Source organism: Polymorphobacter sp. PAMC 29334, from assembly GCF_019431245.1.
Lineage (GTDB): Bacteria > Pseudomonadota > Alphaproteobacteria > Sphingomonadales > Sphingomonadaceae > Polymorphobacter_B > Polymorphobacter_B megasporae.
This window is the reverse complement of record NZ_CP080243.1, coordinates 20765-46462: the sequence shown is the minus strand read 5'-3', so window position 1 is coordinate 46462 and position 25698 is coordinate 20765. Positions and strand designations below refer to the sequence as shown.

Below are 25698 nucleotides of genomic sequence, written 5' to 3'. Positions count from 1 at the left end.
GGGTCCGCTCGCCAAACAGAACTCGGCTGCGCCTTCGTTCCCCACCCCCGGCCCCTCCCCTGAAGGGGAGGGGAGGCAGATCGCATGACCTACGCGGTCAAGGAACTCTACGTCACCCTCCAAGGCGAGGGCGCGCAGACCGGGCGGCGCGCGGTGTTCCTGCGCTTCGCCGGGTGCAATTTGTGGACCGGGCGCGAGGTCGACCGCGCGGTCGCGGTCTGCACCTTCTGCGACACCGATTTCGTCGGCGTCGACGGACCCGGCGGCGGCAAGTTCGGCGATGCGGCGATGCTGGCGGGCGCGGTCGCGGCGGCGTGGGGAGGCGAGCCCGACCACCGCCTCGCCATCTGCACCGGCGGCGAACCGCTGCTCCAACTCGACACCGCGCTGGTTGACGCGCTCCATGCCCTCGGCTTCGCGGTCGGGGTCGAGACCAACGGCACGCAATCGCCGCCGCCGGGACTCGACTGGATCTGCGTCAGCCCCAAGGCTGATGCGCCGCTGGTCCTGACGCGCGGCGACGAGCTCAAGCTGGTTTACCCCCAGCCGCTCGCGCAGCCCGACCGCTTTGAGTCGCTGGCGTTCGACCATTTCTTCCTGCAACCGATGGACGGCCCCGACGCGCAGGCGAACACAAGCGCCGCGATCGCCTACTGCCTCGCCCATCCCCGCTGGCGGCTCGGGCTCCAGACGCACAAGTTTCTAGGGCTGGCCTAGCCCCGCCCGCGATACGTCGCGACGCCCTGGTCGGGAACCCATACGCCCGCCGGCGCGACGCCGGTCTGCCAGAAAACATCGATCGGGATGCCGCCGCGGGGATACCAATAGCCGCCGATGCGGAGCCACTTCGGGGCCATTTCGGCGACGAGGCGCTGGGCGATGCCGACCGTGCAATCCTCGTGGAACGCGGCGTGGTTGCGGAAAGACCCGAGGAACAGCTTCAACGATTTCGACTCGACGATCGTTTCGCCCGGGACATAGTCGATGACGATGTGGGCGAAGTCGGGCTGGCCGGTGACCGGGCACAATGAGGTGAATTCAGGCGCGGTGAAGCGCACGAGGTAATCGACCCCCGGGCGCGGGTTCGGCGGGTAGTCGAGCACGGCGGCTTGCGGGCTGGCGGGCAGGGCGCTGGTGTGGCCAAGCGCGTGAAGTTCGGTCGGATCGATCATTCGCGACGGGGTGAGCCACAAATCTCGCACTGACAAGGGCCGGTGGCGTCGCTATGCACGGCGCATAATTCCTGGGAGAGCGACCGAATGACCCCGCTGGTGACGACCGAATGGCTGGCCGCCGAGCTTGGCGCGAACGATCTGCGGATCGTCGACGCGACGATCTTCCTGCCCGAGACGGGCCGGACCGCGCGCGCCGAGTTCGAGACCGGGCACATCCCCGGCGCGGTGTTCATGGACCTCGACGAGCTTGTCGACACCGGCAACCCGGTGCCGAACATGCTGCCATCGCCTGAGAAATTCGCCAGCCGGATGCAGGCGCTCGGCCTCGGCGACGGCAGCCGGATCGTCGTCTACGACAACTCGCCGTTCCATTCGTCGGCGCGGGCGTGGTGGATGCTCAACCTGTTCGGCGCGCACGAGGTCGCGATCCTCGATGGCGGTTTCGCCAAGTGGCAGGCCGAGGGGCGTCCCACCGAGTCGGGCAAGCCCGTCGTCCGTCACCGCCACTTCACCATCTGGGGCGACACCAAGGGTGTCCGCACGATGCAGGCGATGATCGACAATCTCCGGACCAAGGCCGAGCAGGTCGTCGACGCACGCCCGGCGGGTCGTTTCGCCGGCACCGACCCCGAGCCGCGTGAGGGCATGCGCAGCGGGCATATTCCCGGATCGCGCAACCTGCCGTCGAGCGACCTGTTCAACGCCGACGGGACGTGGAAGCAAGGCACCGCGCTGCGTGCGGCGTTCACCGACGCCGGGATCGACATCGACAAGCCGCTGGTGACGACGTGCGGGTCGGGGATCACCGCGGCGGTGCTTAGCTTCGGCGCGGCGCTGCTCGGGGCGAAGGACGTGGCGCTGTACGACGGCTCGTGGTCCGAATGGGGTGCCTCGCCGACGGCGCCGGTGGTGACTGGAGCGGCGTGAGCGACGACGAGCTCGGTCCGAATACCCGGCTCGTCCACGCCGGCCGGCGGAGCGAATGGACGCGCGGTCCCGGCATGGCGGCGGGGATCGTCAATCCGCCGGTGTGGCACGCGTCGACGATCCTGTTCGACAATCTCGCCGCGCTCGACGAGGCGCGGCGGCATCCCGATGCAGGACTGTTCTACGGGCGGCGCGGAACGCCGACGCAATGGGCGCTCGAGGAGGCGCTGACCGCGCAGGAGCCCGGCGCGGCGGGGACCAAGCTGTATCCGTCGGGGGTCGCGGCGATCGCGGCGGCGTTGATGACGGTGATCCGAACCGGCGACCATGTCCTGATGGTCGACACCGCATACGAGCCGAGCCGCGCCTTCGCCGACCGCCTGCTCAAGCCGCTCGGGATCACGACGAGCTATTACGCGCCCGGCGCCGACGTCGCGCCGCTGATCCAGCCGAACACCAAGGCGATCCTGCTCGAAAGCCCGGGGTCGCTGAGCTTCGAGGTCCAGGACGTGCCCGCGATCGTTGCCGCCGCCAAGGCGCGCGGGGTCGCGACGATCCTCGACAACACCTGGGCGACGCCGTTGCTGTTCCCGGCGATCGGCCACGGCATCGACTTCACGGTGCAGGCGCTGACCAAATATACCGGCGGGCACAGCGACCTGATGATGGGGTCGGTGACGACCACGAAGCGCTGGTTCGGCAAATTGAAGACGCAGTCGTACCTGCTCGGTTATTGCGTCGGGCCCGATGACGCGTTTCTCGCGCTGCGCGGCTTGCGGACGCTCGGGCTGCGGCTCGAGCGGCAGGGGGCGAGTGCACTCACCGTCGCGCGCTGGCTGCAGCAGCACTCGGCGGTGGCTCGGGTGATGCACCCGGCGTTGCCCGATGACCCCGGCAACGCGCTGTTCGTCCGCGACTTCAAGGGCGCGTCGGGGCTGTTCGGGTTCGTCGTCAAGCGCGGCGAACGGCGGCATACCGCGGCGCTGATCGACGACCTCGCGCACTTCGGCATCGGCTTCTCATGGGGCGGGTATGAGAGCCTGATCCTGCCGGTCGAGCTCGATGGCATCCGCACCGCGACGACGACCGATTCAGGCGGGCAGATCATCCGGCTGAGTATCGGGCTCGAGGACCCCGCCGACCTGATGGCCGACCTCGCCGCGGGGCTCGACCGCTACGAGGCGCAATTCTGAGACGATCCACTGCCGCCATCGCGGCCGCCGGGGGGGCGCTCGCGGTCGTCGAGCTTGCCGTCGCGTGGCCGGGCATCGCGCTGTTCGACACCCTCCGCCAATACGCGCAGATCCGCAGCGGCAGTTACGACGACTGGCATCCGCCGGTCATGGCGCGGCTGTGGTCGGGGTTCGAGTCTGCCGGTCTCCTCGGCACCGCGCCGTTGTTCGTACTCCAGATCGCGTTGTTCTTTGCCGGGCTCATCCTGTTCGCCGCCGCGCTCCCCCGGGTTCGCCCAGTCATTGCCGCACTCGCGATCGATGCGCTGCTGATCCCCGCCGAATGGCTGATCGTCGTCATCAAGGACGCGCAGATGATCGCCGCGCTGACCGCCGCGACCGGGATCGTCGCGGCATATAAGCTGCGGTCGCGCGCGGTGCCGGCAGCGGCGGCGGGGGTCGTCGCGGTGCTGCTGGTGTACGCGGTGTTGCTCCGTGCGAACGCGGTGTTCGGCGTCGTGCCGTTGGTGTGCGTCTGGGCGGGCTGGGGCGGGCTGCGGCACACGGCGCCGCGCGCCGCGCTGATGCTGGCGGGCGTGCTCGCGGTGCTAGCGGTGTCGCCGCCGATCAATCACCGGCTGCTCGGGGCGCGGCCCTCGCATGTCGAGCGGGTGCTGCCGCTGTACGACCTCGCCGGGATCGCGCATTTCGGCGGCATCGCAACGCTGCCCGGGCTGCCGGTCGCGCGCTGGCGCGAGGCCGAGGCGCGGGGGTGCTATCACGTCACGATGTGGGACGCGTACAGCGACCCGGCAGAGTGCGGCTTCGTCGCCGACGCGGTCGGGTTCGACGGCGATGCGGGGGCCGGGCTGTTCGGCGACTGGGCGCGCGCCGTCGCCGCGCATCCGGTCGCCTACGCCCGCCACCGGCTCGGGCATTTCAACATGACGATGCGCTGGCTCGTGCCGTTCGGCCAGCCGCGGACCGTCGGCCCGCCCGATTCGCAGCCGAACGACGTCGGCATCGGACGTCGTGCCGATCCATTGCTCAAGGGGATCGCCGTCGCCGCCAACGCGCTCGCGGCGACACCGTTCGGCTGGCCGGCGGTGTGGCTCGCGGCGAGCCTCGGCCTGTGGTGGACCGCTGCGGGCACGCCGCGATCGGGGCCGCGCGACATGGCGCTGGCGCTAGCCCTGTCGGCGGCGGCGATGCTGCTCAGCTTTGCGGTCGTCAGCATCGCGTCTGACCTGCGCTATCATCTTTGGGCGATGGTCGCGACGACCCTCGGCGGTGTCGCGCTATCGGTGGCACCCGGCGTGCCGCGACGGCGCATGCAGGGGGCTTTCGCGGCGATCGCGCTGGCCGCCGCCGCCGGGGTCATTGCGCGGCTGCTGCTAACGCCCGGAACGTGGTAGAGGTGAGTGGTAGCGCTAACCGGCTGGGACGATAGTTCAGCTTTTTGCGGCTAATGCTGCGCTGCAGTAGACGCCGTACGATTTCGCGCGTAGATGTGAGTCACACTCGACAAGGCGAACCCATGCGATCGATTCTGATTCTTGCCAGCGTCCTGGCCCTCGCCAGCTGCGGCAAGAAGGATGACGGGGCCGGTGCCCCCCCGCCGGGAGCCCCCGGCGGACCCGCTCCCGAGGTCACCGTGGCGCACCCGATGGTCAAGCCGATCGTCGACTGGGACGATTACACCGGACGCTTCGAGGCGGTCGACAGCGTCGACGTCCGCCCGCGCGTGTCGGGCTATCTCCAGTCGATCAACTTTCGCGATGGCCAGTTCGCGAAAAAGGGCCAGCTGCTCATGGTCATCGACCCGCGCCCGTTCCAGGCGATCCTCGAGCAGGCGAAGGCCGACGAGGCGCGCTACGTCGCCGCTGCCGCCGTCGCGCAGACCGCGTTCAATCGCGAAAAGGAACTGCTCGACCTCAAGGCGGTCAGCCAGGAAGAGTATGACAACTCACAAGCGGCGCTGCGGCAGGCGGTAGCGCAGCTTGGTTCGGCGAAGGCAAATACCCGTGCCAAGGCGCTCGATGTCGAATTCACCCGCGTCACCGCTCCGGCGGCTGGCCGGCTGTCGGACCGCAAGGTCAGCGCCGGCAATTACGTCACCAGCGGGACGACGGTGCTGACGACGATCGTGTCGCTCAACCCGATCCATTTTCTCTTCACCGGCTCCGAAGCGGTTTACCTCAAGTATCAGCGGGCGAACCGCGCCGGCACCCGTCCGTCGTCGCGCGTCGCGGCGAACCCGGTCGACATCCGGCTCGGCGACGAGACCGAATATCGCTGGCACGGCCGGATGGATTTCGTCGACAATGCGCTCGATCTCGGCTCGGGGACGATCCGCGGACGTGCGGTGGTGAGCAATCCCGACGGGCTGCTGACGCCGGGGATGTTCGGTCACATGCGACTGCTTGGTTCGGGCGCCTACTCCGGGATGCTGATCCCCGAAGACGCGATCGTCACCGACCAGACGCGCAAGGCGGTGCTCGTCGTCGGAGCCGACGGCAAGGCGGCGCAGCGCGTCGTCGTGCTCGGTCCGATCATCGACGGACTGCGGGTTGTCCGCTCGGGGCTCAACGCGACCGACAATGTCGTGATCGCGGGGGTTCAGCGCGCGCATCCGGGAACGCCGGTGAAGATCAAGGAGGGCAAGATCGTCCCCCCCGATCCCGGTTCGGGACCGGCGGTGCCGACCTTCATCGAGCCGCCCTCGACCTCGGCGACGTCGGCGAGTTCGGTCCGCTAAGGTGCGCTTCTCCCATTTCTTCATCGACCGGCCGATCTTCGCCGGGGTGATCTCGATCCTGATCGTCCTGCTCGGGATCTTCGCCTATCCGTCGCTGCCGGTCGCGCAATATCCCGAGATCGCGCCGCCGACGATCGCGATCACCGCGACCTATCCGGGTGCGTCGGCCGAAGTGCTCGGCGACACCGTCGCTGCGCCGATCGAGCAGCAGGTCAACGGCGTCGAGAACATGCTGTACATCACGTCGTCGTCGACCGGGAACGGGTCGGTCGTGATCAACGTCGTGTTCAAGCTCGGCACGAACCTCGATACCGCGCAGGTTCTCGTCCAGAACCGCGTCGCCACCGCGCTCCCGCGCCTGCCACAGGCGGTGCAGGAACTCGGCGTGACGACGCTCAAGAACACGCCCGACATCCTGATGGCGGTGTTCCTGACGTCTCCCGACGGCAGCCACGACATCCAGTATCTGTCGAACTATGCCGGCATTCAGGTTCGCGACAAGCTCCTCCGGCTCCAGGGCATCGGCGGCATCAACGTCTTCGGCGCGCGCGACTATGCGATGCGGGTCTGGATCAATCCGGAAAAGGCCGCCGCGCGTAACCTCAACGCGTCGGAAATCGTCAATGCGTTGCGCGCGCAGAACGTCCAGGTCGCCGGCGGCAGCGTCGGTGCGCCGCCGTTCGCCAGGGGCGGATCGGGCTTCGAGCTGTCGGTCCAGACGCAGGGCCGGCTGTCGACGCCCGAGGAGTTCGGCGACATCGTTATCAAGGCCGATGCCAATGGCGCGCTGACACGCGTCAGCGACGTCGCGCGGGTCGAGATCGGCGCGCAGGACTATGGCACCAATGCCTATGTCAACGGCACGCCGGGGATCGGCCTCGGCATCACCCAGCTGCCCGGATCGAACGCGCTCGCGACGGCGGCGGCGATCATCAAGACGATGGACGAGGCGAAAAAGGACTTCCCCCCGGGCGTCGCCTATTCGATCCCGTACAACCCGACGACGTACGTCCAGCAGTCGATCGACAGCGTCCAGCAGACCCTGTTCGAAGCGGTGCTCCTCGTGGTCCTCGTCGTGCTCGTCTTCCTGCAGAGCTGGCGCGCGGCCCTGATCCCGGTGCTGGCGATCCCGGTGTCGCTGATCGGCACCTTCGCGGTGATGGCGGCGTTCGGCTACTCGCTCAACAACCTGTCGCTGTTCGGGCTCGTCCTCGCGATCGGCATCGTCGTCGACGACGCGATCGTCGTGGTGGAGAATGTCGAGCGCGAGCTGCGCAACGGCCTGTCGCCACACGACGCCGCCTTCGCGACGATGGATGAGGTCGGCGGCGCGCTCGTCGCGATCGCGCTAACCCTGTGCGCGGTGTTCGTGCCGACCGCGTTCATCAGCGGCATCTCGGGCCAGTTCTACAAGCAGTTCGCGCTGACGATCTCGGCGGCGACGCTGATCTCGTGCCTCGTCTCGCTGACGCTGTCGCCCGCGCTCGCGGCGCTGCTGCTCAAGCCGCATGATCCGCACGCGAGCGAGCCGCATGGCTGGTTTGCCCCGGTGCAGCGCGCCGCGAACGGTTTCAACCGCGGCTTCGACTGGCTGTCGGACCGCTATGGCCGCCTGACCGCGCGGACAGTGCGGACGATCGGCATCGTGCTGATCGCGTACGTCTGCCTGCTCGGCCTTGCCGGGTGGCGCTTCTCGGCGACGCCGACCGGCTTCATTCCGGCGCAGGACCAGGGCTATCTGATCGGCGTCATCCAGATGCCGCCGGGCGCGACGCTCGAACGGACCGACGCAGTGATGCGCGCGACGATCCAGCAGGCGCTCAAGGTCAAGGGCGTCAACCACATCGTCGCGATCTCGGGTCTCGACGGTGCGAGCTTCTCGAACGCGCCGAACGCGGCGACGATCTTCCTCGCGCTCGACGACTTCGACGTCCGCCACGACCATCATCAGACCGGCGACTCGATCCTTGCCGACCTGCGGAAGAATCTCGGCGGCATCGACGCGGCGAACGTCCTCGTCATCGCGCCGCCGCCCGTCCGCGGCATCGGCACCGGCGGCGGCTTCAAGATGATGGTCCAGAACCGCGGCAATAAGGGTCCGAAGGCGCTCGAGGCGGCGACCTTCGCGATGATGATGAAGGCGAACTCGATCCCGGGGTTGACGTCGGTGTTCACGCTTTACAACACCGGCACACCGCGGTTGTTCGCCAACATCGACCGCGAAAAGGCACAGCAGCTCGGCGTCGCGCCGTCGGACGTGTTCTCGACCCTCCAGACCTATCTCGGGTCGAGCTATGTCAACGACTTCAACCTGTTCGGCCGGACCTTCCGGGTCACCGCGCAGGCCGATGCCCAGTATCGCCATGCCCCGGCGGATATCGTCAACCTCAAGACGCGATCGGCGTCGGGGGCGATGGTGCCGATCGGCTCGGTGGCGACGCTGAGCGACGATTCGGGGCCGTATCGCGTCGTCCGCCACAACCTGTATCCGGCGGCCGAGCTGCAGGGCGACACCAAGCCCGGCTTCTCGTCGGGGCAGGCGCTCAAGGCGATGGAAGATCTCGCAGCAAAGACGCTGCCCGAGGGCTTCGGCTACGAGTGGACCGAACTCGCGTACCAGCAGAAGACGCAGGGCAATACCGCAGCGATCGTGTTTGCGCTCGCGGTGGTGTTCGTCTTCCTCCTGCTCGCGGCGCAGTACGAATCGCTCGTGCTGCCGTTCGCGGTCATCCTGATCGTGCCGATGTGCCTGCTGGCGGCGATCGTCGGGGTCAATCTACGCGGCTTCGACAACAACATCCTGACGCAGATCGGCCTCGTCGTCCTCGTCGGTCTTGCCGCGAAGAACGCGATCCTGATCGTCGAGTTCGCCAAGCAGGACGAGGAGCGCGGCGAGGACCGCTGGGAGGCGGCCGAGCACGCTGCGCGGACCCGGCTCCGCCCGATCCTGATGACGTCGTTCGCCTTCATCCTCGGTGTGCTGCCGCTCGTCTTCGCGGTCGGGCCGGGGCAGGAGATGCGCCAGGCGCTCGGCACCGCGGTGTTCTTCGGGATGATCGGCGTGACCGTCTTCGGGCTGCTGTTCACCCCGGTGTTCTACGTCATCGCCAGCTGGGTGACGTCGAAGCTGCCGACCGTCCACATCCGCAAGAAGGGCACCGCGACGCCCGCTGCGCTTCCCGCGCCGGGGGCCGCCGAATGATCCGCATCTCACGCCTCGTGCCGTCGATCGTCGCGCTCGCCCTTGGTGCGTGCACGGTCGGACCGAACTTCCACCCCGCGGTGACCCCCGCGGCTTCGGCGGGCAAATACACCGCTGCCGACTCGATCGCGGTGTCGTCCGAACCACTGCCCGGCGAGTGGTGGCGGCTGTACGACGACCCCGCGCTCGACGCCCTCGTCACCGAGGCGTTGACCGCGAACACCGATCTGCGCGTTGCGACCGCGAACCTCCGCAAGGCGCGTGCGATCCTCAGCGAGACGCGCAGCCAGTTGCTGCCGTCGACGAGCCTCAGCGCCGGGGCGTCGTATCTCCGCAGCAACGGCTCGAGCGGCGGCGGCGCCAGCGGAACTTCGACACTCGGCTCCGGGTCGGGCAGCTCGGGAACCGGTACTGGCACCGGCACGGGCACGGGCACCGGATCGACCGGCGGCAGCACCGGGACGATCACCAGCTCGTCGTATCAGGGCCAGTTCTACCAGGCCGGGCTCGACGTCAGCTACGAACTCGACCTTTACGGCCGCGTCCGCCGCGATATCGAGGCGTCACGCGCCGACCTCGCCGCGCAGGAGGCGCAGCGCGACACTGTCCGTACCAGCGTCGCCGCCGAAACCGCGCGCGCTTATGCCGATGCCTGCTCGGCGGCGCTCCAGATCGGCGTCGCGCGAAAGTCGCTCCAGTTGCAGCTCGAAACCTATGACCTGACCGAACGACTGGCACAGGCGGGGCGCGACACGCCGCTCGATACCTCGCGGGCGCGTGCCCAGTACGAGCAGGTCCGGGCGACGCTTCCGACTTTCGTGGCGTCACGCCGCGAGGCGCTGTTCCGGCTTAGTGTCCTGACGGGTCATCCGCCCGAAGAAACGCCGGCCGCAGCCGCCGCGTGCACGACGCCGCCGCTGCTCAAGCATCCGCTTCCGGTCGGCGACGGCACTGCGCTGATCAAGCGCCGCCCCGACATCCGCCAGGCCGACCGGACGCTTGCCGCCGCGACCGCCCGGATCGGTGTCGCCACCGCCGCGCTGTATCCGCAGATCTCGCTCGGCGGATCGGTCGGGACCTCGGGGATCAGCGCGCGCCAGCTCGGCAGCAACTCGGGCTTCACCTTCAATGTCGGCCCGCTGCTCAGCTGGACCTTCCCGAACATCACCGTCGCACGGGCGCGCATCCGCCAGGCCGAGGCGACGACCGAGGCGGCGCTGGCGAGCTTCGACGGGACCGTCCTGAACGCGTTGCAGGAGACCGAGACGGCGCTGAATGCGCTTTCGGGCGAGCTCGACCGGCAGGCGGCGCTCACCGCGGCGCGCGATTACAGTGCCGAGGCGTCGCGGATCGTCGGGCTGCGCTACGGGGCGGGAGCGGAGAATTTCCTCGCCGTCCTCGACGCGCAGCGGACGCTGGCGACCGCCGAGGCGAACCTCGCCGCATCGCAGGCGCAGCTCACGACCGACCAGGTCGCGGTCTTCAAGGCGCTCGGCGGCGGATGGGAAAACGCCCCAGAGACAACCGCTTCGTTAAAAGTTACACATCCGTAACGCATCCCAGCCGCACCTTCGACCGTAGTTCGGTGAAATCGAAGGGGAGTGCATGTGTTAGGTCGGTCGGTCAATCTATCGCGTAAAGTTGCGATCGCTCATCAATTTCCGCTCGTCGTCGAGGCGCTGAAGGCGATCGCCACGAGTGCCGGCTTCGAGGCGGCGATCGAAGCCACCAATGGCGCGCGGCACAAAGCCTTGGTCGAGGCCGACGTTGCCGTCGTCTCAATCCAGCTCGGCGGCATCGACGTCCTCAAGGCGCGTCGCGCGGCTGGCGTCCCGACAATCATCGTGTTCGACCAGCCGAACGCCGACGCCTTGCTCGCCGCAGTCGAGCTCGCCGCCGAGGGCGTGGTGTTGACGACGAGTCCGGCGACCGCGGTCGCGGCGTGCCTGACCGCCGTCGCGGCGGGTGAGCAGTGGCTCGATCCCGAGGCGACCCGGCTGATCATCGACCGGGTTGCGCGCCCGGCCGCGCCCGCATTGACGCGGCGCGAGCAGGATGTCGCGACCCTCGTCGCCGCCGGCCAGCGCAACCGCGCGATCGGCGACGCGCTCGGCATCTCCGAAGGCACGGTCAAGATGCACCTCCACAATGTCTATGCGAAGCTCGGTCTCGAAAGCCGGACCCAGCTGGCGATGGAGTTGCGCGCGCGCGCGGCGTAAGGCGCGGCGTCGGGGAAGCGATCGCACCGGCAATGGCCAGCTTGCCTTGCCCCGGTAAATCGCCCTACACGCCCGACGACGGTGCCGAAGTCCCGGCGTACCTGCACCTTTAGCCCCGCGAGTTGTCGATGAGCCCAGTCGCAGCCAGAGCGAACAATCGTTTCCGGGGAGCGGCCGCAGCGCTGTTGTGCCTGACGTCGCTGGCGATAAGCGGTTGCGTCGGCGCGCCGCCGTCGTTCACGCCGAACCTGCCCGAAGCCCGCGTTCGCCTCGCCGGCACGATCGGAACCGTCTCCGCATCGGTCGATCCGGCGGCAAAAAGCGCAGGTGACGTCGGCATGACCTTCGGCAGCGATGCGATTCCGGCGCAATGGCAGCACGGGCTGGCGAGCGCGCTCGAACAGTCGCGCCTGTTCGACCACAGCGCGCGCGTCTTCGACGTCAACGTGACGATCTACAAGATGAAGCCGCCGAGGCACGGCGGCACGATCAACACGCCGGCAAGTGCGCGGTACCAGGTGATCGACGCCCAATCGCACGTCGTGGTGTTCGAGGCGACGATAGAGACCGTCGGCCATGTCGCGTCCGGCGATAATTTCCTCGGCGCGGTTCGTATCCGCGATTCGATCAATCGCGCGGTTCAGGGCAACATCACCCACTTCGTCGATCGGCTGGCGAAGGTTAAGGCGTTCCCGCAGCCGTAACGCCGGTTTGTCCGGCGAACCGCAGCCGTTACCCGTCCAGTTTGATCACCGACACCGTCATCGCGATTTGGCGGACCGCGCCGCCGGTCGTCAGGAAGGCGATGTCGGCGGCGTCGCGCCCGGTGGCGATGCGGATCAGCCCGTCGGCGGGGGCGAGCCGGGTCGGGTCGGCGAGCCACCATTGGCCGTCGAGATAGACCTCCATCACCGCGTGGAAGTCGGCGGGTTCGAGCCGCCACGCATATGCTCCGACCGCACGCGCCGGGATGTTCGCTGCGCGGCACAGGGTGATGCCAAGGTGAGTGAAGTCGCGGCAGACTCCGGCGCGGTCGACGAAGGTGCGTTCGGCGGTCGTCTCGGCGTCGCTGACTCCGTGGAGGTAATCGACTTCCGCGTGCAGCCAGTCGAGGATCGCGTGGACCTTGGCCCCGCCCTGGCTGACATGGCCGAATTCGCGGAGGGCGAAGCGCCCGAACTTGTCGGATGGGCAATAGCGGCTCGGCAGCAGGTAATCGAGCGTTTCGGGCGGGAGCTCGTCCCAACGATGCTGGCGCGCGTCGTCGGGGATGCGCAGCCGCGGCGCGACGTCGACCGTCGCGGTATAGCCGATCTCGATATGACCCCCCGCGACTTCGCCGCGCAGCATCCGCGTGCCGTCGGCAGTGGTCACCGACACCAGACGCGCGCCCGCGCTCAGGCCAAGCGTCTCGGCGACGATGACCTGATCGGATGCCGCGAGCACCTGGACCTTGGCGATCGCCTCGACCGCGACGTCGAGTTCGTACGCCAGATTGCATTGCGCGAAGAGCCGCATGGGGACCTGTCAGGCGTTTAGAGGGAGGGCGACGTCAGAGCGAGAAAGGCGAAGGTCGCGAGCCAATGCTCGCCGGCATAGTCACCGGCGACATGGTCGATGCTCGCGGCGATATGCGCGCCCGCGGTCGATCCGGCTACGGTATAAAGCGGGTGGGCGGGCGACAGTTTCGCGGCGATTTCGCGCCAGCACCACGCGCGGCTGAAGTTCAGTCCGTCGAGGTGGGCGATCTTGCCGTCGCTGCGGTCGGACGGGACGGCGGGGGTGAACAGCGCCGCGGGATCGCGCGCGGCGGCGCGGGGGAGGAAGGCGTCGAACCACGCGGTGAACTCTGTGCCGGGGAGCACGCGCGACATCGCCAGCGCCTCGCACAGGACCGGCGACAGGAACGCGTCGCCGTCGGGTTCCCACGCCTGCGCGTCGCGGTCGCTGCCGTACCAGCCGCTGACGCGAGCCGCGATCTGGCCTGCGAGCGCGGGGTCGTGGACCGTCGCCCAGTCGTGCGCGAGGACGCAGGCGAAGGCGGTGTTGGCGTGGCTGCCGGTTCGGATCGGATAGGTCGCCTTGGGCAGGAACGCGGCGAAACGCGCGGCAAAGGCGCGGGCGAGGGGGTCGAGGCGGGCCCCCCATTCGGTGCCTGCCGCCGCGCCGTGGAGTGCGAGCAGCCACGCCCAGCCGTACGGCCGCTCGAAGCCGCCGCTGTTCGGGCGGTCGAGATAGGCCAACTCGACCGCAAGCTTCTCGGCAGTGAAGGTCGTCGCGGCAAGCGGGTCGATCGATCCCGCGAGGTCGGGATATGCCGCGCGCAGGCGGAACAGCAGCCACCAGCCGTGGACGCAGCTGTGCCAGTCGAAACTGCCGAAAAACACCGGGTGGAGTTCGGTATGTGACGCCGTGTCAGCGGCCGAGTTCGATACGTGATCGGCCTTGTGCGGGTACGCGTGCGCCACATGGCCCAGCGCGATGCGGGCGAATTTGGCGGCGAGCTCGGGGGTCAGATTCATCGGAAAGCGAGCCAGTCCATCAGCGCGGTATTGACCGCAAGTATCGGTAAAGCCGTCATGATCTGCGCCTTGATCACGCCGTAGCGGTCGTCGAGCTCGAGCAACGTTGCTGGCACGATATTGTAGTTCGCCGCCATCGGCGTCATCAACGTCCCGCAGAACCCGCTGAGCATCCCGAGCGCGCAAATCGGCGCCGGGTTTCCGCCTAAGCCATTGACAAGTATCGGTAATCCGATCGCGGCAGTCATCACCGGAAACGCCGCAAAGGCGTTCCCCAGCACCATCGTGAACCCCGCCATCCCGACCGTATAGGCAATCACCGCCGCCAGTCGAACGCCATGAGGGAGCATCGGTGCGATCAGCCCGCCGACGACGCTCCCAACCCCGGCAAGCGCGAACACCGCTCCCAACGCCGCCAGCGCCTGCGGCAGCGCCGCCGCCCAGCCGACCGCGTCGATCATCGCCCGTCCGCCCTCCAGCGATTCCAGCGGCTTGGCCCGCAACCAGACGATGCAGACGGCGAAAGCGATCACGACGCCGAGGCCAAGTGAGACGAGCGTGACCTGCTTGGGATCGACCAGTCCGGTCCCTGGCAGGGCGAAGGTACCGATCAAGGCGACCGCTGGAATGATCAGCGCGGCGGCGAACAGCCAGTTGCCGTAGCGTGCCGCGAACGATTGTTGTGCGGCGATATCAACGGCTTGGCTGCCACGTCCAAGTGCCCCCGTTCCGGCAAGGACCGCCAGCGTGATGACGATCACGCCATTGCCGAGGTCGCCGATCCTGTCGCCGCCGAGGAAACTCAGCGCCATCAGTCCCCAGAAGGCGGCATTGCCGATCCGCTTTGGGTTGCTGCGGTCGCGCAGGCCGAGCACCGCGAAGGCGGCGAACATCGCCCCGGTCAGGGCATAAAGTGCAGGCAGACCAATCACTTGAGTGACCGGTCGAAACGCCACAGGCGGAAGCCGTGGACCAGCAGCGCCGCCAGCGCGGTCGGTATCGCCCAGACCGACAGCCCGAACGGCGACACGACGATGCCGTTGACCTCGAGAAACCCCTTGATCAGCAGGATCGACGCGACCGCGAGGAAGATGTCCTCGCCGAAGAAGACGCTGACATTGTCGGTCGCCGCCGCCATCGCGCGGATCCGCTGGCGATTCGAATGGGTTAGCGGCCGCTTTCGCTCCGCCGCCGCCTCGGCCATCGGCGCGACCAGCGGCCGGATCGTCTGCGCCTGCCCCGCGATCGCGATCAGGCCGAGCGCCGCGGTGATCTGGCGAAAGACGAAATATACCGTCAGCAGCCGCCCCGGCGTCGCCGCGCCGATCCCAGCGATCAGACCCCGCGCGCGCTCCTGCAAGCCGTGGCGCTCGAGCAGCCCGATTACCGGCAGGACGACCCAGATCACCGAGACATATCGGCTGGTATTGAACGCCTTACCCAGCGCCGCGACGACCGCGAGCGGCGACAGCCCTGCCGCGACACCCGTCGCCAGCCCCGCCGCGAGGACGACCGCGAGCGGGTTGAGCCGCAGCGCGAAGCCGATGACGATTACCACGATCCCGATCAGGATCATTCCGCCTCCCCGTAACCCCCGCCGCCCGGCGTCGCGACAATGAACACGTCGCCGGGGGCCATGTCGACCGTCGCGGTGCTGCCGAGGCGTTCGACCGAACCGTCGGCGCGCTCGACGCTGTTCTCGCCCGCGGCTCCCGCCCCGCCGCCGGCCAGTCCGAACGGCGGGACGAGGCGGCGGTTCGACAGGATGCCCGCAGTCGCCGCCTCGCGGAAGCGGATCCGCCGGACGACGCCGTCGCCCCCGCGCCACCTGCCCGCGCCACCCGATGCGCGCCGGATCGCAAAGCTGTCGACGAGCACCGGAAAACGGCTTTCGAGGACTTCGGGGTCGGTCAGGCGGCTGTTGGTCATGTGGGTCTGCACCGCGCTCGTGCCTGCGAACCCCGCGCCCGCGCCCGACCCACCCGCGATCGTCTCGTAATATTGGTGGCGGGCGTTGCCGAAGGTGAAGTTGTTCATCGTCCCTTGCGCCCCCGCCATGACGCGGAGCGCGCCGAACAAGGCGTCGGTGATGACCTGGCTCGTCTCGACATTGCCCGCGACGACCGCCGCCGGATACTCCGGATCGAGCATCGATCCCGGGGGGACGATAACCTTGATCGCGCGCATGCAGCCGTCGTTCAACGGGATGTCGTCGTCGATCAGGCAGCGGAAGACATACAGCACCGCCGCGCGGACGACACTGCGCGGGGCGTTGAAGTTGCTTGGCAGTTGCGCGCTGGTTCCGGTGAAGTCGACCGTCGCCGCGCGCCTTTCCTGGTCGATCCGCACCGCGACGCGGACGACCGCGCCGTTGTCCATTGGGTAGTCGAACGCGCCGTCGGCCAGCCCGGCGATCGCGCGGCGCACCGCCTCCTCGGCGTTCGCCATGACGAAGCCCATGTACGCCTCGACGGTGTCGCGACCGACCTCGGCGCAGAGCGTGCGGAGTTCGCCCGCGCCGCGCGCGCAGGCCGCGACCTGCGCCTTGAGGTCGCCGATATTCTGGTCGGGGTTGCGGGCCGGGTAGGCTCCCGAGCCGAGCAGGGCGCGCACCGCGTCCTCGCAGAAGACTCCCGCGTCGACGAGCAGCACGTCGTCGATCAACACGCCCTCCTCCTCGACCGAGATGCTGTTCGCCGGCATCGATCCTGGTGAAATTCCGCCGATATCGGCGTGGTGGCCGCGCGCCGCGACGAAGAACGCGGGGGCGGGTTCGTCGTCGAGAAAGACCGGCATGATGACGGTGATATCGGGCAGATGCGTGCCGCCATTGTACGGTGCGTTGAGCATGACGACGTCGCCGGGGCGGAGGCCGTCGCGGCGACGGCGGACCGCGGCGACGCTCTCGCCCATCGAGCCGAGGTGGACCGGCATGTGCGGCGCGTTGGCGATCAGGCTGCCGTCGGCGTCGAACAGCGCGCAGCTGAAGTCGAGGCGTTCCTTGATGTTAACCGACGCCGCCGTCGATTGCAGCGCGACGCCCATCGCCTCGGCGATCCCCATGAAGCGATGCGCGAACAGCTCGAGGCGGATCGGATCGACGGTTTCACTCGATGCTACGGACTGTATGGCCAGCTCGCCTGACCGGGTCAGGATCAGGTTGCCCCTACCGTCGACTTCGGCTCGCCACCCCGGCTCGATGACGGTGGTCGCCGACGCATCGACGATGATCGCGGGACCGGTCACGACGAAGCCGACGGGCAGCGTCGCCCGGTCGAACAGCGCGGCGGGCGCGCCCGCCATCGTCACCATGATCGGCTTAGGGTCGCCGGCGGGCTCAGGCGTGGCGATATCGATCGCCGCGGTCGAGCCGACCGCCTCGACCCGCAGCGCGTCGATTACCAGCGGCGCATCGCTCGCGAAGCCGAAGCGCGCGACATGCTGCGCGGCAAAGGCCTTAGCCATCGCGACGGGAATATCGATCGCGACTTCGAGCGGGGTGTCGGTCCCAGCGTATTTGACGAGCGCGGTGCGGACCAACTCGACCCGGTCGAACGTCACCAGCTGGCCGTGAAGCGCAGTCTCGGCGGCGGTGGCAAGCGCGTCGGCGGCGGCCACGATATCGGCACCGAGCGGCAAGTCGATCGTTGCCTCGCGCAGCACCCTGATGTCGGCGAGCCCGATGCCGAGCGCCGACAGGACCCCGGCGTACGGCGAAACCATCACCCGCCCGATGCCGAGTGCGGCGGCGACGAGGCACGCGTGCTGCCCCGCCGCACCGCCCATGCACACCAATGTGTAGCCAGCGACGTCGTGCCCGCGTTCGATCGAGACGCTGCGGATCGCGCGCGCCATCGTCGCCACCGCAATGTCGACGAACCCTGCTGCGAGCGTCATCGGCGCGATGCCGGTCTCGGCGCTCAGCGCATCGAACTCCGCGACGACGATCGCACGGTCGAGCGGCTGGTTGCCCCCGGGCCCGAACAGCGCCGGGAAGTGGCCGGGCTGGAGCTTGCCGAGCAGGACATTGGCATCGGTCACCGTCAGCGGGCCGCCGCCGCGATACGCCGCAGGTCCGGGCACCGCGCCCGCGCTTTCGGGCCCGACGCGGAGCCGCGTCCCGTCCCAGCGGCAGATCGATCCGCCCCCCGCCGCGACGGTGTCGATCGCCAGCATCGGCACGCGGATGCGGACCCCGGCGACGAGCGCCTCGGTGCTGCGTTCGTAGGTTCCAGCGTAATGCGAGACGTCGGTCGAGGTGCCGCCCATGTCGAAGCCGATCAGGCGGTCGAACCCGGCGGCGCGCGCGGTCGCAACCATGCCGACGATGCCTCCAGCTGGGCCCGACAGGATCGCGTCCTTGCCGCGGAAGTCGCGCGCCGCGACCAGCCCGCCGTTCGACTGCATGAACAGCAGCGGGGTGTCGCCGAGCGCGCCGCCGACCTGTTCGACGTAGCGGCGGAGGATCGGCGACAGATACGCATCGACGACCGTCGTATCGCCGCGTGGAACGAGCTTGATCAGCGCGGCGATGTCGTGGCTCACCGAGACCTGGGTGAAGCCGACCGCGCGGGCGATCGCCGCGACCCGCTCCTCGTGCGCGGTAAACCGGTAGCCGTGCATCAGGACGATTGCGATTGCGCGATACCCTGCACCAAATGTCGCGCTCAGCGCAGCAAGAGTAGCGGTTTCGTCGAGCGGGCGAAGGACCTCTCCCTCGGCATCGATCCGCTCGTCGATCTCGACGACGCTGTCGTACAGCGGCTCGGGCAGGACGATCTGGCGGTCGAACAGCCGTGGACGCGCCTGATGGCCGATTCGCAGCGCGTCGCCGAAGCCGCGGGTGATCGCGAGCACGACGGGTTCTCCGGCGCGTTCGAGGAGCGCGTTGGTCGCGACCGTCGTCCCCATCCGCACCATGTCGACGGGTTCGTCGCCACGAAGCCGCGCGATGCCTTCGATCGCGGCATCGGCATAAGCGGATGCGCTCGACAACAGCTTGAGCGTCGCGATGCCGCCATCGGGCCGTCGCGCAACGATGTCGGTGAACGTGCCGCCGCGATCGATCCAGAAGTTCCAGCCCATCGGGCGACCCTAGCTCAACGGCAAGCCGCATAGAACCGCCCGATGTTATCATTCGTGCAAGCATATGTTGCAATTCGGTGACAGGTGTCGCGCAATGATTGCGGTGCAGCAATGACAGTGGCGGGAGGGTGTTGCACCGCACGCATGCGGCAATTTACCATGGCTAATCGAACAAAGGATTTGTTGATGTCGATTAAGTCGGTGATGCTGAGCGGCGTGATGCTGGTGACGCTGTTCGATGGCGGTGCTGCGCTTGCGCAGGCGGTCGTCGTCGGCCCGACAGCTGCTGCGACCGAGGCCGCACCGGTCGCCGACGAGATTATCGTTACCGGCTCGCGCATCCGCCGTGATCCGCTCAATCAGGATTCGCCGGTCGTCGTCCTCGATGCCGCGTCGATCCAGCAGACCGGCCTGTCGTCGATCGCCGACGTCCTCCAGCGCCTGCCGAGCGCGAGCGGCGGCCTCAATTCGAAGGTCAACAACAGCGGCAACATCGGTAACCCTGCCGATGGCGGCGGCGTCGGGGCCGGCTCGGCCGAAATCGACCTGCGCTATCTCGGGTCAAAGCGGACGCTGGTCCTCGTCGACGGCGTGCGCTTCGTCAACGGCGCCAGCGCCAGCGGCATCCCGTCGACGGTCGACCTAAACACCATCCCGTCGAGCTCGATCGAGCGCATCGAAGTGCTGCAGTCGGGCCAGTCGCCGCTTTACGGGTCGGACGCGCTCGCGGGCGTGGTCAACATCATCACCAAGTCGACACAGGAAGGGCTGCAGGCATCGGCGCAGTTCGGCACGTTCCGCCAGGGCGACGGCCATACGCAGGACTATAGTGCAAGCTACGGCATCAAGCTGCCGACGACGAGCATCGTCTTCGGCGGCAGCTATGTGAAGCAGGAGGCGGTTCGCACCGCCAACCGCTCGACCTCGCAGTTTCCGAACCCGTTCGAAACCAGCTGCACCGACCCGATCGGCGGCTGCAGCAGCTCGACCCCGAGCGGCCGTTTCGTCGGCATTCCGGGCACCACCGGCAACGTCACGCTGACGCACCTCCCGATCACGGGCAAGCCGCTGCTCACCGACTTTCGCCCGTTCACCTCCGCCGACCGGTTCAACTTCGCCCCGCTCAACTATTTCCTGACGCCGTCGGAGCGCTACGGCGGCTGGCTCAGCGTCAAGCAGGAGCTCGGCGATACCGTCAACCTTCGCGTCAAGGCCGAGTATAACCGGCGCAATTCGCAGAACCAGGCGGCGTTCCTGCCGCTGGTCGTCGGCCCTGACGCGGGTAACGGGAATCTGCTCGACACGATCACGATCGACGGCACCAACCCGTATAACCCGTTCGGCACGCTGTCGGCGGGCGGCGCGGGCAATCCGCCAGCGAATTATTCGACCATTTACCGCCGCCTCGTCGAGAATGGCCAGCGGACGTACACCCAGCACGTCGACACGTTTTCGGGCACGGCGACGCTCGACGGCTCGTTCCACCTCGGCGCACACAAGTGGTACTGGGACGTCAATGCAACTTTCGGTTTGAACGACGCCCACCAGACCTTCACCGGCAACATCAACGCCGCCAAGCTGGCGAAGGCGCTCGGCCCAGTCGCGCTGTGCACCGCCGACTGCGTCCCCTTCGACCTGTTCGGCGGGGCGGGGTCGATCACCCCGGCGATGCTCAACTACATCGGCTTCACCGAGCACGACCGCAGCAACCAGGAGCTGTTCGACTATACCGCCAACGTGTCGGGCGACCTGTTCGACCTGCCGGCCGGTGCGGTCGGCGTCGCCGCCGGTTACGAGCACCGCTATCAGTACGGCAGCTTCAACCCCGATCCGATCATCGTCGCCGGGCTCGGTGCCGACATTCCGGCGCAGCCCGCGTCGGGCCACTACAGCACCAACGAGGTCTACGGCGAAATTCGCGTCCCGATCGTCAAGGACGTGCCGTTCCTCTACTCGCTCGAGGCCGACGGCTCGGTCCGCTACGCCGATTATTCGACCGGGTTCAACAGCACGACCTACACCGGTACCGGGCTGTGGAAGCCTGTCGCCGACCTGCTGCTCCGTGCCAGCTACGCCACCGGTTTCCGGGCGCCGTCGATCGGCGAGCTGTACGGCGCGGCATCACGCAACGACGCGGCGATCAACGATCCGTGCACCAACGTCGCAGGCTCGCCGTACCAGTCGTCTGCAACGGTCCGGGCGAACTGCACCGCGAACGGCGTGCCCGCGAGCGGCAGCTATGCCGAGCCCAACGGCGGACAGCTCGGCGTGCTCACCGGCGGTAATGCCGCGCTCCGGCCGGAGAAGTCGCGCACCCTGTTGTTCGGCGCGGTCTATTCGCCAGGCTGGGCGCGCAACACTGGCTTTGCCAGCGTGCTCAGCCTCGAGGGCAATTATTACGATATCCGCGTGAGCAACGCGATCGCGCCGACCGACCCGCAGCTGACCCTCCAGCAGTGCGCGTTCAACGCCGACCCGCTGAGCTGCGCCGCCATCACCCGGACGCCGAACGGCCTGATCTCGCGGATCAACGCGACGCTGGGCAACATCGGCGGCATCCGCACCCGCGGCGTCGACCTGACCTTCACCTACCGCTCGCCGAAGACGAATTATGGCGCGTTTGGCCTGTCGCTGACTGGAAACTATCTGCTGAAATATACCGAGACCTTCCCGTCATCGACCGGCTTCATCACCACGAGCTACCTCGGCACGACGCGCGGCTCGCCCGACCAGTCGTATCCCCACTTCAAGGGGACCGGCGTCGTCGACTGGATGATCGGCGACATCGATGCGGCGTTCACCGGCCGCTATGTCGATCACGTCACCGAGACCTCGGTCGTTCCGGGGAACCGGCTCGGCGACACTTTCTACGGCGATGTGCGACTGGCGTTCAGCCCGACCGCGCTTCAGCACAAGATCGACTTCACCGTCGGCGTGAACAACGTGTTCAACAAGAACCCGCCCGCCTGCTATAGCTGCACCGGCCCCAACTACGACCCGACGACCTACGACGTTCCCGGCCAGTTCGGTTACCTGCGGATCGCCTATCACATGTAGGGCGACCGCCGCGCGCGGGCTGAAAGGTCACACGAAGTTCACGGTATTGAACAGTGAATCGTGTCGCCATGCGGCCCGCGTAACGATGGCGCGGGTCTGCGCCGCGCAGGACTTTTTTTTCCGGTTGCCCGACGAACGGCTGACAATGAGAAAGAGCGCAGCTGCCGCCCGGTGCGACGTGCGAACGCTAGGCGCGGCATCAGGGTGTAGGACAGCGAATTCGGGCACAGCCGCATCGACTGGCGCGCGTGTCAGGTCGGGTCGACCGTTCCCATCGCGATCATCCGCAGCGCGGTCAGGCTCGGCAGGAAGAAATATTCGCCGCCGCGGGTCTGGACGAACTCGGGTAGTCCCGCGGCGATGAATGGGGCGGTGCCGGCCCCGGCGGGGATGACGTGCTTGTCCGACAGCGTCCGGTTGCCGATCAGTGGGCAGGCGTCGTTGCCCGCGTCGAAGTCGAGACCGTAGTTCATCCACTGCTGCTGGATGAACTCGAACTGGCGGAACAGGCTCGAGCAGATCGCCATGAAGACGATACCCTTCTCGCCGCCGGCGTCCTCGTACGGCAGGCCGCGCCGAAGGATGCGGCGGCGGTTGGTCAGCGTCGATGCCCCGACCGTCGCACTGAGCTTGGGGTCGAGCATGTCGCGCGGATTTGCGCGGCGGATATGCGCCCCAATCGGGCATTTGGCCCCGTCGCGGTCCTCGCCGTAGCGGAAGCCGGTCATCAGCAGGTTGAACTTCGCCAGCCGTTGCGCCTCGGCCGAATCGCGCGGCTTGCGCAGGGCGATGGCGATGCACGCGGCATATTCGTCGTCGAGCCCGCGATACTCGGCCCAAGTCGGCGCGGCGATCAGCGGGATACCGTTGCGCCACCGCCCGACGATCTTGGCGCGGACCGTCTCGCCTGCTTCCTCAGCACTGGTTCCGGGATTGACCGCCTGCCACAGCGCCGCCTTGGCCGCCATGTCAGTGTCCCACGCGGCGATGTCCTGCTTCAGCTTGCGCCAGACCATGAAGGTGCCGTTGCGCGCAAACATCGCCGGCTGGGTGGCGACCGGAAGCTGCTGCCCCTCGTCGGGCTGGCCGAGGATGAATTCGCCCGCTTCGAGCGCCGACCAGCTCGTCGCGGCGTCGTATGTTCCGGTCGCGAGTTTGCCGCCCCCGATTGCGGCAAGTTTCTCCGCCGCCGGGTCGTCGAACTGGCCACGGAAAACCGGGTCGCTGATGCCGTCGGTGAAGCCGAAATGCTCGCGAGCGGCTGCGCGGCGGGTGCCGTCAGGAGCCGTCTCCATGATCGCTGCCGAATCCTGCCAGCGGCCGGTGCCATTGGCGCCGTGGCCACCGATCAAAGTCACAGCGTCGGCCGCAAGCCGTTCGAGCCACGCGGTCCATTCATCGAGCACGGGGAGCGGGGTGCCGTCGGGAGTCGCGCCGACGTTGAGCGAGATCCAGATGTGAACCGGGTGCTCGGGTTCGCGCCAGATCGGGTCCCAGTGGTCGGGCGCGCTGCCGCCGGCGTCGCCGAGGATCGCCGCGCGGCAGCCCATGCCGTCGACGAACTCATCGGGCATCAGCCGTAACGTCCGCGTCGGCAACGCGAGCGCGTGCAATCCCATGAAGCTGAAGCCGATGTTGAGCGTCACCGGCGGCTTGGCGACGATCCGCGTGCCGCTCGCGTCCTCGCTCGCGTACCACGGCTCGGCAGTCGTCACGCGCGCGCGGACAGCATCGACGAAGGCCCGACCGGCGGCAGCATCGCTGACATGGAAGAACAGATGCCGGGTGAACGGGAAGCCGAAGCGACCGTACGGACGGTAGATATTGCCTTGGATATCGGCGAGTTCGAGCGTCGTCATAAGGTCCACTCGACCTGTGGGGCGGCGACTTCGCCAGGAAAGAGCGCCGGGCTTGCCGCTGCGGGGTCGGTTGCGGCGAGGAAGGTGCCGAAGTGTGCGTGGAGGGTCGCGTCGTCGAGCCCCTGCGCTTTGCTCGCGAAGCTGGTGAACGCCTGCTGGAGAAACAGCGCCTTGAGGACCGATGGCAGGTCGCTATCGGGTGCGGTCGGGAACGGCCGCGCACCCCAGCCGATGATGAAGCGCCACGCTCCGTACAGCAGCAGCGCGATCATCCCGAGCGCGAGTGCGATCCCGGGCCAGCCGCGTGTGACGGCAACATAGAGTGCTGCCGCGACGACGACCGCGGCGACGGCGGCCACCGCGCCGAGCGGGGCTGCCGGGGCGACGAGGCCATCGGCCCAATAATCGTTGAACGGCATCGTCGTCTCGATCTGGCAGCGGACGACATAGGCGTTGAAGGCGGCGGCGTCGGTGACGGTGTCGAAGCCGAGGCAATGCCCGAAGGTCGCGTCGAGCTCGGGCCGCATCGTCGTCCACAGGGTATCGGTGTAACGCCGCAGCGCGGTCGGACCATCGAGCGATTGCGCATCGACGTCGGCGGCGAACAGCAGGAACGGCGTCGTCAGCACGTCGACCGGCTGCGCCACGAGCGGGTCGGTGCTGTGTAGCAGACCGACGAGCGAATCCCCCGACTCGCGGCCGTTATACGCGGGGCCGTCGATCATCACGAAGCGGGTGAGGTGGTTCAACGTGTTGCGCGCGAACGGCGACGGTGGCGCATCGGGCGGCGATGCTGCGGTCTGGCGTCCGGCGGAGAGCAGCGCCAGCGCCTGCCGCAGCAGATGGGGGTGCGACCGCGACGCGCCGGTCACCGGGTCGATCATGTTGCCCGTCCGCACCGGGGCGAGCAGCGTCAGGAAATAATGGCCGCCGTCGAGGTTAGGCATGACCGCTGCCCTCCGCTCCGGCGGGTGCAGCGCCGGTCTTCGCCATCCTCGCGATGAAGCTGCGGCGCGCGGTATCGGCAGTGCGCGTCGCGACCGAGGCGATCGGGGCGAAGCCCGGCGTGGCGAGCGAGTTGATCACCCGCGCGAATGCGGCGCGATACGCGACGGCGAAGGCGGCGGGGTTGCCCTGCGCGTGGACCGTTGCGAGCGCGAGCATTTCGCGGCGGACCCGCAGCGCCGCCTTGATGTCGCGCTGTGCCGACCCCGGCGTGGCGTTATAGTAATAGTTGGTCTGGATCTGGTTCGCGCCGATATAATCCTTGAAGACTGCGATCGGGATCGAATGCGGATACTTGGTGCTCGCATACCAGAACAGGTCGAGCCCGCCGGGAATGCCATCGGCAAAGGCATCGATATACTGGTCCCACGTTCCGTTGAAGTTCGACAGGAACAGCATGTAATCGTTGGTCAGCGTCTGCTTGCCTTGACCAAGATCAGGCCATTGGTCGCGGCGGATCATGACCCAGCGCGCGAAATGGATCAGCTTCAGGCCCAGCAGCCCGGCAAACTGCGACGGCATCGCCCGCCCAGCCATGAAGATCAGAACCTGCAGCCATGTCTTCGACGGCCGCATCGGGGTCAGCACGTTCATCGCATAGGCTTTGCCCGCGATATTCGACATTTCAGAGAGCCGTTGACGCGATGGTCTTCGACCCGACGCGACACGTCAGGTCAAAAAACGATCGGCGAAAATACGCGCGTTGCCCCAAACCCG

Annotated in this window: 19 protein-coding genes; 10 read left to right on the top strand and 9 right to left on the bottom strand. The window is 67.9% G+C overall.

Going from position 1 to position 25698, the window contains the following annotated elements; translation table 11 throughout:
• Window positions 1-84: 84 nt before the first annotated feature.
• Complete coding sequence (gene queE, locus KZX46_RS03990) at window positions 85-717, top strand: 7-carboxy-7-deazaguanine synthase (protein WP_219775589.1); 633 nt, start codon at window positions 85-87, stop codon at window positions 715-717.
• Here the strand turns inward: queE and queF are convergent.
• On the bottom strand, window positions 714-1172 hold the full coding sequence (gene queF, locus KZX46_RS03985; RefSeq protein WP_219775588.1) for a preQ(1) synthase: 459 nt from the start codon (window positions 1170-1172) through the stop codon (window positions 714-716). The genes queE and queF overlap by 4 nt on opposite strands.
• Before the next feature lie 87 nt (window positions 1173-1259).
• On the opposite strand from queF, the gene sseA reads away from it, so the two are divergent.
• From sseA to KZX46_RS03945, 8 genes are all read left to right on the top strand, one after another.
• Entirely contained in the window at window positions 1260-2102 is an 843-nt protein-coding gene (gene sseA / locus KZX46_RS03980) for a 3-mercaptopyruvate sulfurtransferase (protein ID WP_219775587.1), read from the top strand.
• On the top strand, window positions 2099-3295 hold the full coding sequence (gene metC, locus KZX46_RS03975; protein WP_226896081.1) for a cystathionine beta-lyase: 1197 nt from the start codon (window positions 2099-2101) through the stop codon (window positions 3293-3295). Before sseA ends, metC begins: the two co-directional genes overlap by 4 nt.
• Before the next feature lie 149 nt (window positions 3296-3444).
• Complete coding sequence (locus KZX46_RS03970; RefSeq protein ID WP_219775586.1) at window positions 3445-4689, top strand: hypothetical protein; 1245 nt, start codon at window positions 3445-3447, stop codon at window positions 4687-4689.
• A 122-nt stretch (window positions 4690-4811) separates the two neighbouring features.
• Window positions 4812-6032 (top strand): efflux RND transporter periplasmic adaptor subunit, encoded by a 1221-nt coding sequence (locus tag KZX46_RS03965; RefSeq protein WP_216708318.1) that lies wholly within the window; start codon window positions 4812-4814, stop codon window positions 6030-6032.
• 1 nt (window position 6033) lies between these two features.
• Window positions 6034-9234: an efflux RND transporter permease subunit gene (locus tag KZX46_RS03960; protein ID WP_219775585.1), complete on the top strand. Its 3201-nt coding sequence runs from the start codon at window positions 6034-6036 to the stop codon at window positions 9232-9234.
• On the top strand, window positions 9231-10787 hold the full coding sequence (locus KZX46_RS03955) for an efflux transporter outer membrane subunit (RefSeq protein WP_219775584.1): 1557 nt from the start codon (window positions 9231-9233) through the stop codon (window positions 10785-10787). Before KZX46_RS03960 ends, KZX46_RS03955 begins: the two co-directional genes overlap by 4 nt.
• 54 nt (window positions 10788-10841) lie before the next feature.
• A complete protein-coding gene (locus KZX46_RS03950) occupies window positions 10842-11453 on the top strand; it encodes a response regulator transcription factor (RefSeq protein ID WP_216708320.1) in 612 nt (203 codons plus the stop codon).
• 128 nt (window positions 11454-11581) lie between these two features.
• Window positions 11582-12157, top strand: a complete 576-nt coding sequence (locus KZX46_RS03945; protein WP_219775583.1) for a hypothetical protein — start codon at window positions 11582-11584, stop codon at window positions 12155-12157.
• A gap of 28 nt (window positions 12158-12185) precedes the next feature.
• On the opposite strand, the gene KZX46_RS03940 is transcribed toward KZX46_RS03945, so the two are convergent.
• Genes KZX46_RS03940 through KZX46_RS03920 form a run of 5 tightly spaced genes read right to left on the bottom strand, consistent with a single transcriptional unit; the run spans window position 12186 to window position 19060 of the window.
• The gene (locus tag KZX46_RS03940) at window positions 12186-12971 is read right to left on the bottom strand and encodes a transglutaminase family protein (protein WP_216708322.1); all 786 of its coding nucleotides are present in this window, start codon (window positions 12969-12971) and stop codon (window positions 12186-12188) included.
• 17 nt (window positions 12972-12988) lie between these two features.
• Window positions 12989-13975: a DUF2891 domain-containing protein gene (locus KZX46_RS03935; RefSeq protein WP_219775582.1), complete on the bottom strand. Its 987-nt coding sequence runs from the start codon at window positions 13973-13975 to the stop codon at window positions 12989-12991.
• Window positions 13972-14907: a DUF979 domain-containing protein gene (locus KZX46_RS03930; RefSeq protein ID WP_219775581.1), complete on the bottom strand. Its 936-nt coding sequence runs from the start codon at window positions 14905-14907 to the stop codon at window positions 13972-13974. The genes KZX46_RS03935 and KZX46_RS03930 overlap by 4 nt, the downstream gene beginning before the upstream one ends.
• Complete coding sequence (locus KZX46_RS03925) at window positions 14904-15551, bottom strand: DUF969 domain-containing protein (RefSeq protein ID WP_219775580.1); 648 nt, start codon at window positions 15549-15551, stop codon at window positions 14904-14906. Before KZX46_RS03925 ends, KZX46_RS03930 begins: the two co-directional genes overlap by 4 nt.
• On the bottom strand, window positions 15548-19060 hold the full coding sequence (locus KZX46_RS03920; protein ID WP_219775579.1) for a hydantoinase B/oxoprolinase family protein: 3513 nt from the start codon (window positions 19058-19060) through the stop codon (window positions 15548-15550). The genes KZX46_RS03925 and KZX46_RS03920 overlap by 4 nt, the downstream gene beginning before the upstream one ends.
• Before the next feature lie 186 nt (window positions 19061-19246).
• On the opposite strand from KZX46_RS03920, the gene KZX46_RS03915 reads away from it, so the two are divergent.
• Window positions 19247-22117: a TonB-dependent siderophore receptor gene (locus tag KZX46_RS03915; RefSeq protein WP_219775578.1), complete on the top strand. Its 2871-nt coding sequence runs from the start codon at window positions 19247-19249 to the stop codon at window positions 22115-22117.
• A gap of 251 nt (window positions 22118-22368) precedes the next feature.
• Here KZX46_RS03915 and KZX46_RS03910 read toward each other — a convergent pair whose 3' ends face one another.
• The 3 genes from KZX46_RS03910 to KZX46_RS03900 are packed head-to-tail and all read right to left on the bottom strand — an operon-like array spanning window position 22369 to window position 25605.
• Window positions 22369-23976: a hypothetical protein gene (locus KZX46_RS03910; protein WP_219775577.1), complete on the bottom strand. Its 1608-nt coding sequence runs from the start codon at window positions 23974-23976 to the stop codon at window positions 22369-22371.
• Window positions 23973-24923 carry a hypothetical protein gene (locus KZX46_RS03905; RefSeq protein ID WP_219775576.1) on the bottom strand — a complete coding sequence of 317 codons (951 nt, stop codon included), beginning with the start codon at window positions 24921-24923 and terminating at the stop codon, window positions 23973-23975. Before KZX46_RS03905 ends, KZX46_RS03910 begins: the two co-directional genes overlap by 4 nt.
• On the bottom strand, window positions 24916-25605 hold the full coding sequence (locus tag KZX46_RS03900) for a hypothetical protein (protein ID WP_226896080.1): 690 nt from the start codon (window positions 25603-25605) through the stop codon (window positions 24916-24918). The genes KZX46_RS03905 and KZX46_RS03900 overlap by 8 nt, the downstream gene beginning before the upstream one ends.
• Window positions 25606-25698 lie beyond the last annotated feature (93 nt).

Coding starts and splice junctions, on each gene's coding strand:
- queE (WP_219775589.1), top strand. CDS start 85: ATGACCTACGCGGTCAAGGAACTCTACGTCACCCTCCAAGGCGAGGGC.
- queF (WP_219775588.1), bottom strand. CDS start 1,172: ATGATCGATCCGACCGAACTTCACGCGCTTGGCCACACCAGCGCCCTG.
- sseA (WP_219775587.1), top strand. CDS start 1,260: ATGACCCCGCTGGTGACGACCGAATGGCTGGCCGCCGAGCTTGGCGCG.
- KZX46_RS03970 (WP_219775586.1), top strand. CDS start 3,445: ATGGCGCGGCTGTGGTCGGGGTTCGAGTCTGCCGGTCTCCTCGGCACC.
- KZX46_RS03965 (WP_216708318.1), top strand. CDS start 4,812: ATGCGATCGATTCTGATTCTTGCCAGCGTCCTGGCCCTCGCCAGCTGC.
- KZX46_RS03955 (WP_219775584.1), top strand. CDS start 9,231: ATGATCCGCATCTCACGCCTCGTGCCGTCGATCGTCGCGCTCGCCCTT.
- KZX46_RS03945 (WP_219775583.1), top strand. CDS start 11,582: ATGAGCCCAGTCGCAGCCAGAGCGAACAATCGTTTCCGGGGAGCGGCC.
- KZX46_RS03940 (WP_216708322.1), bottom strand. CDS start 12,971: ATGCGGCTCTTCGCGCAATGCAATCTGGCGTACGAACTCGACGTCGCG.
- KZX46_RS03935 (WP_219775582.1), bottom strand. CDS start 13,975: ATGAATCTGACCCCCGAGCTCGCCGCCAAATTCGCCCGCATCGCGCTG.
- KZX46_RS03925 (WP_219775580.1), bottom strand. CDS start 15,551: ATGATCCTGATCGGGATCGTGGTAATCGTCATCGGCTTCGCGCTGCGG.
- KZX46_RS03920 (WP_219775579.1), bottom strand. CDS start 19,060: ATGGGCTGGAACTTCTGGATCGATCGCGGCGGCACGTTCACCGACATC.
- KZX46_RS03915 (WP_219775578.1), top strand. CDS start 19,247: ATGTCGATTAAGTCGGTGATGCTGAGCGGCGTGATGCTGGTGACGCTG.
- KZX46_RS03910 (WP_219775577.1), bottom strand. CDS start 23,976: ATGACGACGCTCGAACTCGCCGATATCCAAGGCAATATCTACCGTCCG.
- KZX46_RS03905 (WP_219775576.1), bottom strand. CDS start 24,923: ATGCCTAACCTCGACGGCGGCCATTATTTCCTGACGCTGCTCGCCCCG.
- KZX46_RS03900 (WP_226896080.1), bottom strand. CDS start 25,605: ATGTCGAATATCGCGGGCAAAGCCTATGCGATGAACGTGCTGACCCCG.